Source organism: Pseudomonas mandelii (genome assembly GCF_002251635.1).
In the GTDB taxonomy this organism is placed as follows: Bacteria; Pseudomonadota; Gammaproteobacteria; order Pseudomonadales; family Pseudomonadaceae; genus Aquipseudomonas; species Aquipseudomonas mandelii_B.
This window is the reverse complement of record NZ_NMOJ01000124.1, coordinates 19,243-31,136: the sequence shown is the minus strand read 5'-3', so window position 1 is coordinate 31,136 and position 11,894 is coordinate 19,243. Positions and strand designations below refer to the sequence as shown.

General features: G+C 61.3%; 11 protein-coding genes. 5 read left to right on the top strand and 6 right to left on the bottom strand.

All coding sequences use genetic code 11. The features are described 5' to 3' along the window. Together fmt and def are read right to left on the bottom strand one after the other, a co-directional pair. Nucleotides 1–940: methionyl-tRNA formyltransferase (gene fmt, locus B7L09_RS17155; RefSeq protein WP_094469843.1), on the bottom strand; the 940-nt coding region annotated here is incomplete at its 3' end. 57 nt (nucleotides 941–997) lie between these two features. Continuing rightward, nucleotides 998–1,504, bottom strand: a complete 507-nt coding sequence (gene def / locus B7L09_RS17150; RefSeq protein WP_094469842.1) for a peptide deformylase — start codon at nucleotides 1,502–1,504, stop codon at nucleotides 998–1,000. A gap of 170 nt (nucleotides 1,505–1,674) precedes the next feature. Between def and B7L09_RS17145 the strand changes: the two genes are divergently transcribed. From B7L09_RS17145 to tsaC, 3 genes are all read left to right on the top strand, one after another. Then, entirely contained in the window at nucleotides 1,675–2,700 is a 1,026-nt protein-coding gene (locus B7L09_RS17145; protein WP_094469841.1) for a LysM peptidoglycan-binding domain-containing protein, read from the top strand. A gap of 80 nt (nucleotides 2,701–2,780) precedes the next feature. Continuing rightward, the gene (dprA, locus tag B7L09_RS17140) at nucleotides 2,781–3,884 is read left to right on the top strand and encodes a DNA-processing protein DprA (RefSeq protein WP_094469840.1); all 1,104 of its coding nucleotides are present in this window, start codon (nucleotides 2,781–2,783) and stop codon (nucleotides 3,882–3,884) included. Nucleotides 3,885–3,938: 54 nt separating this feature from the next. Continuing rightward, on the top strand, nucleotides 3,939–4,496 hold the full coding sequence (gene tsaC / locus B7L09_RS17135; protein ID WP_094469839.1) for an L-threonylcarbamoyladenylate synthase type 1 TsaC: 558 nt from the start codon (nucleotides 3,939–3,941) through the stop codon (nucleotides 4,494–4,496). 128 nt (nucleotides 4,497–4,624) lie between these two features. Here the strand turns inward: tsaC and B7L09_RS17130 are convergent, their stop codons facing one another. Further along, a complete protein-coding gene (locus B7L09_RS17130) occupies nucleotides 4,625–5,602 on the bottom strand; it encodes an NADPH:quinone reductase (protein ID WP_094469838.1) in 978 nt (325 codons plus the stop codon). A gap of 163 nt (nucleotides 5,603–5,765) precedes the next feature. Here B7L09_RS17130 and hemF point away from each other — a divergent pair, with 163 nt between their 5' ends. Together hemF and aroE are read left to right on the top strand one after the other, a co-directional pair. Next, nucleotides 5,766–6,680, top strand: coding sequence for an oxygen-dependent coproporphyrinogen oxidase (gene hemF, locus B7L09_RS17125; RefSeq protein WP_094469837.1), 915 nt, complete (start codon nucleotides 5,766–5,768; stop codon nucleotides 6,678–6,680). 13 nt (nucleotides 6,681–6,693) lie between these two features. Then, nucleotides 6,694–7,515 carry a shikimate dehydrogenase gene (gene aroE, locus B7L09_RS17120; protein WP_094469836.1) on the top strand — a complete coding sequence of 274 codons (822 nt, stop codon included), beginning with the start codon at nucleotides 6,694–6,696 and terminating at the stop codon, nucleotides 7,513–7,515. A gap of 115 nt (nucleotides 7,516–7,630) precedes the next feature. Here aroE and B7L09_RS17115 read toward each other — a convergent pair whose 3' ends face one another. From B7L09_RS17115 to betC, 3 genes are all read right to left on the bottom strand, one after another. Further along, nucleotides 7,631–9,199 (bottom strand): SulP family inorganic anion transporter, encoded by a 1,569-nt coding sequence (locus B7L09_RS17115; protein ID WP_094469835.1) that lies wholly within the window; start codon nucleotides 9,197–9,199, stop codon nucleotides 7,631–7,633. A gap of 152 nt (nucleotides 9,200–9,351) precedes the next feature. Further along, a complete protein-coding gene (choX, locus tag B7L09_RS17110; RefSeq protein ID WP_094469834.1) occupies nucleotides 9,352–10,272 on the bottom strand; it encodes a choline ABC transporter substrate-binding protein in 921 nt (306 codons plus the stop codon). A gap of 16 nt (nucleotides 10,273–10,288) precedes the next feature. Further along, complete coding sequence (betC, locus tag B7L09_RS17105) at nucleotides 10,289–11,803, bottom strand: choline-sulfatase (protein ID WP_094469833.1); 1,515 nt, start codon at nucleotides 11,801–11,803, stop codon at nucleotides 10,289–10,291. Between the last annotated feature and the right edge of the window lie 91 nt (nucleotides 11,804–11,894).

Sequence of the window (11,894 nt, the reverse complement as noted above, 5' to 3'; positions counted from 1 at the left end):
GACCGAGCACNGTGCCCAGGGCGAATTTCTCACGACGGCTGTTGAACAAATCGCTGAAATTCAGCGCCTTGCCGCCGGGCAATTGCAGACGAGTCAGACAAAGTGCTTGCTCACCGCAGGCGACGATCAAGCCGTCCTTGCTGGCGCTGAGGATTTGCCCCGGTGCGCCCTGCCCTTCGGCGAGGCTCGCGGCCAGCACTTTCAGCGCTTCGCTGTTCAGCGTGCTATAGGTGATCGGCCACGGGTTGAAGGCGCGGACCAGGCGTTCCAGCTCAACCGCCGGACGGCTCCAGTCGATGCGTGCTTCGTCTTTGTTCAGTTTGTGCGCGTAGGTGGCAAGGCTGTCGTCCTGCACTTCGCCTTCCAGGGTGCCGGCAGCCAGGCCGGCGATGGCCTGGAGCACGGCAGGTGGGCCCATCTCGGCCAAGCGGTCGTGCAGGCTGCCGCCGGTGTCTTCGCCGGTGATCGGGGTGGTGACTTTGAGCAGCATCGGGCCGGTGTCCAGACCCGCTTCCATGCGCATCACGGTCACGCCGCTTTCGCTGTCACCGGCTTCCACGGCGCGCTGGATCGGCGCCGCACCGCGCCAGCGTGGCAGCAGCGAAGCATGGCTGTTGATGCAGCCCAGGCGCGGAATATCCAGCACTGCCTGAGGCAGGATCAAGCCATAGGCCACGACCACCAGCAGGTCTGGCTTCAGTGCGGCCAGTTCAGCCTGGGCGTCTTCGTTGCGCAGCGTCGGCGGCTGCAACACCTGAATGTTGTTTTCCAGCGCGAGTTGCTTGACCGGGCTTGGCATCAGCTTTTGCCCACGGCCCGCCGGACGATCCGGCTGGGTGTAAACCGCGACGACTTCGTAAGGGCTGGCGAGCAGGGCCTTGAGGTGTTCGGCGGCGAATTCCGGGGTGCCGGCAAAGACGATGCGCAGTGGCTCAGTCATGGGAGCAATCTCTCAAAAGAAAAAGGCTTGCCGCAGCAAGCCTTTGGAAGAAGGGCATCAAGCTTNCTGGCGATGGNGCTTTTCCAGTTTCTTCTTGATCCGGTCGCGTTTAAGCGTGGACAGGTAGTCGACNAACAGTTTGCCGTTGAGGTGGTCGCATTCGTGCTGAATGCACACCGCCAGCAGGCCCTCTGCGATCAGCTCGTAGGGCTTGCCGTCACGGTCCAGGGCTTTGATCTTCACGCGCACCGGGCGTTCGACGTTCTCGTAGAACTCCGGCACCGAGAGGCAGCCCTCCTGGTATTCGCCCATCTCCTCGGTCAGCGGTTCGAACTCGGGGTTGATAAACACCCGAGGCTCGCTGCGATCTTCCGACAGGTCCATGACCACGACGCGCTGATGCACGTTGACCTGGGTCGCGGCGAGGCCGATGCCCGGGGCTTCATACATTGTTTCAAACATGTCATCGACCAACTGACGAACCTTGTCGTCCACTACGGCCACCGGTTTGGCGATCGTGCGCAGGCGCGAGTCGGGGAATTCGAGGATGTTTAAAATGGCCATAAGCTTAATTGCTGCACGTGTGAGGTAAAGTCGGGTCGATGGCCTGGCAGGTCCGAAGATGCAGGCTACCGTTGTGAAGCGTAGCTCCTTTTCTTTTATCAAAGCGTCAGGAGCGAGCCACGAGGGCTCTGGCGTTTCACGCGAACGCACATAATAAAGGGATTCACCGCATGAGGAAATCACTACTCGCCTTGCTCCTTCTGGCCTCGGCCGGTTTGGCGCACGGGCAAGTGCAACTCAAGGAAGGTTTTCCACAGCAATACACCGTGGTGAGGGGTGACACACTCTGGGACATTTCCGGAAAATTCCTCCGGGAGCCGTGGAAGTGGCCAGAGCTGTGGCAGGCCAATCCACAGATCGAAAACCCCAATCTCATCTATCCCGGCGACTCGCTGTCGCTGGTCTATGTCAACGGCCAGCCGCGCCTGACCCTCAATCGCGGAGCTTCGCGCGGCACCATAAAGCTCTCGCCTCGGGTGCGCAGCTCGCCGGTGGCCGATGCGATCCCGAGCATTCCGCTGCAATCGATCAACAGCTTTCTGTTGAGCAACCGCATCGTCGACAAGGTCGAGGACTTCGACAAGGCGCCCTACATCGTCGCTGGCGATGCCGAACGCGTGCTCAGCGGTACCGGTGACCGCATTTTCGCCCGTGGCCATTTCGACCCGAACCAGCCGGTCTACGGCATCTTCCGCCAGGGCAAGGTCTACACCGATCCCGATAGCAAAGAATTTTTGGGCATCAATGCTGATGACATCGGCGGTGGCGAGATTGTGGCCACCAAAGGCGACGTCGCCACCCTGGCACTGCAACGCACGACTCAGGAAGTGCGTCTTGGCGACCGGCTGTTCAGTGGCGAGGAACGCTCGATCAACTCGACCTTCATGCCCAGCGCGCCAAAAACCGAAATTAATGGCTTGATCATCGATGTGCCGCGCGGGGTTACCCAGATTGGCGCGCTGGATGTCGTGACCCTGAACAAAGGTCAGCGCGATGGCCTGGCCGAAGGCAATGTGCTGGTGGTGATGAAAACCGGTGAAACCGTGCGCGACCGGATCACTGGCCAGCCGCTGAAAATCCCCGATGAGCGTGCCGGTTTGCTGATGGTGTTCCGCACTTACGACAAACTCAGTTACGGGCTGGTACTCAACGCATCGCGCTCGCTGGCGGTGATGGATAAGGTGCGAAATCCGTAAGCAGGCTCCACAAGTTACCAACAGAGTTATCCACAGCTTATTCCCGTTTGAACGGGGCTCATAACGATCAAGGATGATCCATGTCGCTGTCTACCGTTACACCGGTTTCCCCTGCGGAACTGGAAGCTCGTTTACGTCTGCATCGTTTGCCGGAACTTGGCCCGGCGCGTTTCAAGAAATTGCTTGAAGCCTTCGGCTCGGCGTCCAAAGCCATCAGCGCGCCTGCCAGCGCCTGGCGTTCGCTGGGCTTGCCGGTGGCGTGCGGTGAAGCACGGCGCGCCAATGAAGTGCGCGATGGCGCGGCCCACGCATTGGCCTGGCTAGAGCGTCCGGGCCAGCATTTGCTGATGTGGGACCAGCCGGAGTACCCCGCGCTGCTGGCGGAAATCAGCGATGCGCCGCCACTGTTGTTCGTGGCAGGCGATCCCGACATTCTGGAAAAACCGCAACTGGCGATGGTCGGCAGTCGTCGGGCTTCGCGACCGGGTATGGACACCGCAGCGGCGTTTTCGCGCAGCCTGGCCGGCGCCGGTTTCATCATCACCAGCGGCCTGGCGCTTGGCATCGATGCCGCCGCGCATCAAGCCGCGCTGGACGTGGGCGGGCGAACGGTCGGGGTACTTGGCACGGGACTTGAAAAGTTTTATCCACAGCGCAATCGGCGGCTGGCCGACGCCATGATTGCGTCGGGCAGCGCAGTGCTTTCCGAGTTTCCGCTGGACGCCGGCCCCAGTGCCGGAAACTTCCCTCGGCGTAACCGGATCATCAGCGGTTTATCCCTCGGCGTGCTGGTGGTTGAAGCGAGTGTCGCCAGCGGTTCATTGATCACGGCGAGGCTGGCGGCGGAACAAGGACGCGAGGTGTACGCGATTCCAGGGTCGATCCACCACCCTGGCGCCAAGGGTTGTCATCAATTGATCCGCGACGGTGCGGTGCTGGTGGAAACTACCGAGCATATCCTCGAAGCCTTGCGCGGCTGGCAACGGCTGGCGCTATCCACAGAGACGCTGCAAACACCTACTCATCCACTGCTCCTTTTGCTTCACGCCGCGCCCCACACCAGCGAAGCGTTGTCGGTCAGCAGTGGCTGGGCCTTGTCCAAAGTGCTGGCAGCGCTGACGGAGCTGGAAATGGACGGCCGGGCGGTGTGCGAAAGCGGGCGCTGGTTTGCGCGGGTGAGCTAGGTTTTATAAGGAAGATCGGTAAACTGCGCAGAGCCTTATTCCGGAGAGTTTTTCATGGTCAACAATTGGCGCGTGCAACAAGCCGCACAAGCCGTTCGCGCAGGGGCAGTGATTGCCTATCCAACCGAAGCGGTCTGGGGCCTGGGTTGCGATCCGTGGGACGAAGAAGCGGTCTATCGTCTGTTGATGATCAAGGGCCGGTCTGTGGAAAAGGGCCTGATCCTGGTGGCCGACAATATTCGTCAGTTCGACTTCCTGTTCGAAGACTTCCCGGANNNNTGGATCGAGCGCATGGCCAGCACTTGGCCTGGGCCAAATACCTGGCTGGTGCCGCATCAGAATCTGTTGCCGCAGTGGATTACCGGCGTGCATGAAACCGTGGCGCTGCGCGTTAGCGACCACCCGTTGGTGCGGGATTTGTGCGCGGTGGTCGGGCCGCTGGTGTCGACCTCGGCTAATCCTCAGGGTCGGCCGGCGGCGCGGACGCGTCTTCGCGTCGAGCAGTATTTCCGTGGGCAAGTGGAATACGTGTTGGGCGGGAATCTGGGGGGGCGCAAGAATCCGAGCGTGATTCGCGATCTGGCGACCGGGAACGTCATTCGCCCGGATTGAGACCGAGGTGCGCCCATCGCGGGCAAGCCCGCTCCCACAAGATATTGGTCGTTCACATAATGTGNNTCGTTCACATAATGTGTATACGACTCGGACCTGTGGGAGCGGGCTTGCCCGCGATGCCGTCATCAAGGCAACAAAACAGTCGAGCCAGTGGTACGCCGCGCCGACAACTCGGTCTGCGCTTTCGCTGCCTCAGCCAACGGATACTTCTGGCTGATGTCCACCTTGAGCTTGCCGCTGACGATCATCTCAAACAGCTCGTCCGCCATGCGTTGCAGGTTTTGCGCGTTATTGGCGTAGGTCGCCAGCGTCGGCCGGGTTACATACAGCGAGCCCTTCGCGGCCAGAATGCCCAGGTTCACCCCGTCCACAGCGCCTGAGGCATTGCCAAAACTCACCACCAGCCCACGCGGCGCCACGCTGTCCAGCGAGGTCAGCCACGTGTCCTTGCCGACGCCGTCGTACACCACCGGGACTTTTTTGCCGTCAGTCAATTCCAGCACCCGTTGTGCGACGTTTTCATGGCTGTAATCGATGGTCGCCCACGCGCCATTGGCCTTGGCCAGTGCGGCTTTCTCCGGCGAGCTGACCGTGCCGATCAACTTCACGCCCAAAGCCTTGGCCCATTGGCAGGCCAGGGAGCCCACGCCACCGGCAGCGGCGTGGAACAGAATGGTTTCGCCACCCTTCAACTCGTAGGTCTGGCGCAGCAGGTACTGCACGGTCAGGCCTTTGAGCATGGCGCCGGCGGCTTGTTCGAAGCTGATGGCGTCCGGCAAGTGCACCAGGTTGGCCTCCGGCAAAACGTGAACCTCGCTATAGGCGCCCAACGGGCCGCTGCCGTAAGCCACACGATCGCCGACCTTGAACCGGGTGACCTCGCTGCCCACCGCATCCACCACACCGGCACCTTCTGCGCCCAGGCCCGATGGCAGGGCTGGCGGCGCATAGAGACCGCTGCGGAAGTAGGTGTCGATGAAGTTCAGGCCGATGGCCTCGTTGCGCACGCGAACCTGCTGAGGGCCCGGTTCTGCCGGGGTGTAGTCCACATACTCAAGCACTTCGGGGCCGCCATGGGCACGGAACTGGATACGTTTGGCCATCTGAACTCTCCTNAGGTCATTTGCGAAGCTCCCTATCGGACTCCTAAGCTTGACCTTCGTCAACTGCGGCAGGCCCATCTGCGATGTTATGCTACGCGCCCATTTGCGCCGGCCCCTGCTCCGATGGAGCGCCGCGTAGTTTTGCCCGATTCAAGGTGATGACATGACGACCCGCACCGAGGCCGTAAAAGCCTACCTGCTCGACCTGCAAGACCGGATTTGCGCAGCCCTTGAAGCCGAAGACGGCGGCACGGCATTCGTCGAAGACGCCTGGACCCGGCCTGCCGGCGGTGGCGGTCGCACGCGCGTGATCGAAAACGGCGCGGTCATCGAAAAAGGCGGCGTTAACTTTTCCCACGTGTTTGGCAGCGGCCTCCCACCGTCCGCCAGCGCGCATCGTCCTGAGCTGGCCGGCCGTGGGTTTGAAGCCCTCGGCGTGTCGCTGGTGATCCATCCGCACAACCCCCATGTGCCGACGTCCCACGCCAACGTGCGCTTTTTCATCGCCGAAAAAGAAGGCGAAGAGCCGGTGTGGTGGTTCGGTGGTGGNTTCGACCTCACGCCTTANTACGGNAATGAAGAAGACTGNATCCATTGGCACCGCGTGGCCGAGCAGGCCTGTGCGCCGTTCGGTGCGGATGTGTACTCGCGCTACAAGGCCTGGTGCGACACCTACTTCCACATCAAACATCGCAATGAGCCACGCGGTATTGGCGGCCTGTTCTTCGATGATTTGAACGAGTGGGACTTCGACACCTGCTTCGCCTTCATCCGCGCCATCGGCGACGCCTACATCGACGCCTACCTGCCGATCGTGCAGCGCCGCAAGGCCGCCGCCTACACCGAGCAGCAGCGTCACTTCCAGGAGTTCCGCCGTGGGCGCTATGTCGAGTTCAACCTCGTCTACGACCGTGGCACGCTGTTTGGCCTGCAATCGGGCGGCCGTACCGAGTCGATCCTCATGTCCCTGCCCCCGCAAGTCCGCTGGGGCTACGACTGGAAAGCCGAGCCGGGCAGCGAAGAAGCCCGCCTGACCGAATACTTCCTGCAAGACCGCGACTGGTTGGCCAAGGCCTGAACGAGGAGTTCTGATGGACCGTTACGTCGTATTCGGTAACCCGATTGGCCACAGCAAGTCGCCGCTGATCCACCGTNTGTTNGCCGAGCANACCGGTCAGCAACTGGACTACAGCACCTCGCTGGCGCCACTCGACGACTTTTCTGACTTCGCCCTTGCGTTTTTCCTCGAAGGTCGCGGGGCGAATGTGACGGTACCGTTCAAGGAAGAGGCTTATCGCCTGGCCGACGGTCTGACGGCGCGGGCGCAGCGGGCCGGCGCGGTGAACACCCTGAGCAAACTCGCTGATGGCAGCCTGCTGGGCGACAACACCGACGGTGCCGGGCTGGTGCGGGACCTGACGGTCAACGCCGGTTTCAGCCTCAAGGGCAAGCGCATCCTGCTGCTCGGTGCCGGCGGCGCGGTGCGCGGTGCACTGGAGCCGTTGCTGGCCGAGCAACCCGCTTCGGTCATTATTGCCAACCGCACCGTTGAGAAAGCCGAGTTGCTGGCGGAATTGTTCTCGGACCTGGGGCCTGTGTCGGCCAGTGGTTTTGACTGGCTGCAGGAGTCGGTGGACCTGATCATCAANGCCACGTCCGCCAGCCTGTCAGGCGATGTACCGCCGATTGCCGGCAGCCTGATCGAGCCGGGCAAGACCTTCTGCTACGACATGATGTACGNCAAGGAGCCGACCTCGTTCTGCCGCTGGGCCAGTGAGCACGGTGCGGCGGTGTCGATGGACGGCTTGGGAATGCTCGCTGAACAAGCGGCGGAAGCGTTTTTCCTGTGGCGCGGTGTGCGGCCGGATACGGTGCCGGTGCTGGCCGAACTCCGCCGCCAACTAGCCCTGTAGGAGCCGGCTTGCTGGCGATGTGGGCGCCGCGGTGTATCAGGTACACCGCGTTATCGTTGAATCGCCAGCAAGCTGGCTCCTACAGTCTGTTCGCAGTGATCAGACGGGGGTGGTGTCAATCTTCGAATCGGATCGGGCATTTCTCCGCGCCTTCAAGCTTGCGCAACTCCTCCACCACCTGCGGCCGCGCACGCCGCAGGGTCAGGCTGCGATCCTGCTTAAGCAACCGCCGCGCTTCCTGATGCAGCATTTCCACCCCTGAATAGTCGATNAAGTTGATCTGCTGCGCCTCGATCACCACCCGCTCGCCTTGCAGGCTTTGCAGGCGCACTTGCAGGTAATGGCTGGCGCCGAAAAAGATCGACCCGCCGACCCGCAGAATGTCTTCATCGCCTTCGCGCCAATGCTGCACGCGGGGTTGCGAGGTGCGCTTGAGGTAAAAGAACAGCGAAGCCAGCACCCCGGCATAGATCGCGGTCTGCAACTCCAGCAGCAGCGTTGCGACACAGGTCAGCGCCATGACCAGGAACTCAGCGCGGCTGACCCGCAACAGCGCGCGAATGCCGCGATGGTCCACCAATCCCCAAGCGATCAACAGAATGCTGCCCGCCATGGCCGGGATCGGAATGTGCGCGATCAACGCCGCGCCGAAGATGGCGAACAGCGCCACCCACAGCGCTGAAAATACCCCGGCCAACGGTGAGCAGGCACCCGCCTCGTAGCTCAGGCCCGAACGGGTAAACGAACCGGCTGACAGCGAGCCGGAAAAAAACGCACCGACCATGTTCGAAAAACCCTGGGCGCGGACTTCCTGATTGGCGTCGAGTAACTGCTGCGAGCGCGCCGACAGCGAGCGGGCAATCGACAGGCTCGTCACCAGCCCCAGCATGCCCACCGCCACGGCGCTGGGCAGCAGGCGCAGGATCAGATCCAGGTCCAGCGGCAGCGGACTAAAGGGCGGCAGCCGTCCGACGAATGCGCTGACCAATTTCACATGGCCAAACATCGACGGCCAGAACCACACCAGCAGTCCGCTCAGCGCCAAGGTGATCAAGAGCGTCGGCCAGCGTGGCAGCAGTAATTTCAGGACCACGCCCACCGCGACGGTGGTCAGCCCCAACACCAGCGAGGGTTTATCCACTTCACCGAGGTGTTTGAACACCATCAAAAAGCTGTCCAGCGCGGTGGACTGATTGGGCAGGTCCAGCCCCAGAAGGTTCGGCAACTGGCCGATGGCAATCACCACCGCCGCGCCGAGGGTGAAGCCCAGCACCACCGAGTGAGAAACGAAATTCACCAGGGCGCCGAAGCGCAACAAACCAAGCAGCCACTGGAAAATGCCGGCGAGCAGTGTCAGAAGCAGGATCAGGGTGACGTAGTCCTCTGACGCGGGGACGGCCAGAGGACTGACGCTGGCATACAGGACGATGGAAATCGCCGCCGTAGGACCACAGATCAGATGCCACGACGAACCCCAGAGGCAAGCGATCAGCACCGGAATGATCGCGGCGTACAGGCCGTATTCCGGCGGAAGACCCGCGATCAGTGCGTAGGCAATGGATTGCGGCAGCGCAAGAATGGCGCCGCTGAGGCCAACGATCAGGTCACGCCCGACGCTGGCGCGGGTTTGCCGGGGCAACCAGGAAAGGAAGGGAAAGAGTGAATGGCGGCTGGGGAAGGCCATGGGTCCTCTCGGGTTGGGTTTTGCGCAAGGGTATCAGGGTGTGAGGAGTGTCAGATGAATCCACCCCTCACCTCGGGAGCGAAGCGCCCGCAGATTTTTAGGGCTGCTTCGCTGCCCATCCTAAGCCAGACACAGAATCCAGCACTACTCGATCAAAGCTTCGCTTTCACTGCCCCCAACGCATCCTTCCCGTCCACGGTCTTCACGCCATCCAGCCATTTATCCAGCACGGCAGGATTGGCCTTGATCCACGCCTTGGCCGCATCGGCATTGCTGACTTTTTTGTTCACCACCTCGGCCATGATGCTGTTCTCCATCTCCTGGGTGAAACTCAGGTTGGTGAGCAGTTTGCCGACGTTCGGACAGGCCTGTGCATAACCTTTGCGGGTGAGTGTATGAACGCTGCCGGTGTCGCCGAAATACTTCTCGCCACCCTTGAGGTAATGCATTTTCAACTGCACGTTCATCGGGTGCGGCGTCCAGCCGAGGAAGGTGACGAAACGCTGTTTCTTCACCGCGCGTGATACCTCAGCAAGCATCGCCTGCTCNCTNGANTCGACCAGTTTCCACTGGCCCATGTCGAAGTCGTTCTTCTTGATGATCTCTTGCAGCGAGATGTTCGCTGGGGCGCCTGAACCGATGCCGTAGATCTTCTTGTCGAACTTGTCGGCGTATTTATTCAGGTCGGCAAAGTTATGCACACCCGCGTCCCACACGTAATCCGGGACCGCCAGGGTGAATTCGGTGCCGTCGAGGTTCTTCGCCAGTTGGGTGACATCNCCCGTGGCCACGAACTTGTCATAGAAGCCCTGCTGCGCCGGCATCCAGTTACCCAGGAACACATCCACCTGGCCGTCCTTGAGCCCGCCAAACGTAATCGGCACCGCCAGGGTGTCGACTTTGGCCTTGTAGCCCATGCCGTTCAACAGAAAACCGGTGATGGCATTGGTGGCGGCGATGTCGCTCCAGCCCGGATCGGCCATTTTTACCGTGTCGCAGCTCTGATCGGCAAAGGCCGATGCACTGCCCAGAGCCAGTAGCCCGACCGTCAGTACTGTGGATAACTTTTGCATGGACTTCCCCTTAGTTTTATTGGTTTTGGCAGGGTTGTGGATAACGTGCCTTGCGCTCCAGATCGTCGAGGTCGATATGGTTGCGCATGTATTGCTGACTGGCGTCTACCAGTGGCTGGTGGTCCCAGCTCTTCAGCTTGCCCTGGGTCAGCGCCTCGGCGACNAGCCGCCGACGNCGTTGGCTGGCGAGCACCTGTTGGTGGATCGCCGGTATGTCCCATTTGGCCCGTGCTTCAGCCAGAAATTCCTCGAACAGTGGCCGGTGTTCCGGCGATTGGCTGAGTTCTTCCTGTTCGCGCGGGTCGTTGTGCACATCGAACAGTAGACAAGGGTCGTCTTCGCTGTAGATGAACTTGTAAGCGCCACGGCGAATCATCATCAGCGGGCTGATGGTGCCTTCGGCCATGTATTCGCCGAACACTTCGTCGTGCCCGCCCCGCCCCTGCAGATGCGAGACCAGCGAACGACCGTCCAGCGGCAAGCCCGGCTCCAGTGATCCGCCGGCCAGTTCGACGAAGGTGGGCAGCAGGTCAGCGGTGGAAACGGCAGCACTGACCCTGACTGCGCCAAATTGTCCCGGTGCACTTACCAGCAGCGGCACGCGGGCGGCCATTTCAAACCAGTGCATTTTGTACCAGAGGCCGCGCTCGCCGAGCATGTCGCCGTGGTCGCCGGAGAAGATGATGATGGTGTCATCGGCCAGGCCGGTGTCTTCCAGCGTCTGCAGGAGTTTGCCGACGTTGCTGTCGATGTAGCTGCACGCGCCGAAGTAGGCGCGGCGGGCATCGCGGATCTTGTCCAGCGGCAGCGGCTTGTCCCACAGGTCATACACCTTGAGCAGGCGCTGGGAGTGCGGGTCGAGGTCGACCTGGGCTGGCGTCGTAGGCAATGGGATGTCGCTGTCGTCGTACAGGTCCCAGAACGCCTTGGGAATGGTGTACGGGTCGTGTGGGTGAGTCATCGACACGGTCAGGCAGAACGGCTGGTCGCCGTCTTCACGGATATGGTCGAACAAATACTGTTGGGCCTTGAACACCACCTCTTCGTCGAAATCCAGCTGGTTGGTGCGCACGCACGGCCCGGCTTGCAGCACCGAGGACATGTTGTGATACCAGGTGGGGCGCACGTCCGGTTCATCCCAATTCACCGCCCAGCCATAGTCGGCGGGGTAGATGTCGCTGGTCAGGCGTTCTTCGTAACCGTGCAGTTGGTCTGGCCCGCAGAAGTGCATCTTGCCGGACAGCGCGGTGCGGTAGCCCAGGCGACGCAAGTAATGGGCGTAAGTCGGCACATCGGCGGGGAAATCCGCCGCGTTGTCGTAGGCGCCGATCTTGCTCGGCAACTGNCCGCTGACCAGGGTAAAACGCGACGGCGCGCACAGTGGGCTGTTGCAATAAGCGGCGTCGAACACCACGCCTTCGGCGGCGAGGCGGCTGAGATTGGGTAATTTGATCGGCGAGGGACCGTAGAACGGAAACATTGGCGCGGCCATCTGATCGGCCATGATGAAAAGAATATTCTTGCGCTTCATGTGATCGCGGCATTCCATAGTGAATATTTATGCGAGAGTGCTGCGATCGAGCATGGAGTCCATGAACTTTGTGGTAAAGCCCATGCACGGC

Bases quoted from the DNA above. Each gene is read 5' to 3' on its own strand.
- B7L09_RS17130 (WP_094469838.1), bottom strand. From the start codon at position 5,602: ATGGCCAAACGTATCCAGTTCCGTGCCCATGGCGGCCCCGAAGTGCTT.
- dprA (WP_094469840.1), top strand. From the start codon at position 2,781: ATGTCGCTGTCTACCGTTACACCGGTTTCCCCTGCGGAACTGGAAGCT.
- B7L09_RS17145 (WP_094469841.1), top strand. From the start codon at position 1,675: ATGAGGAAATCACTACTCGCCTTGCTCCTTCTGGCCTCGGCCGGTTTG.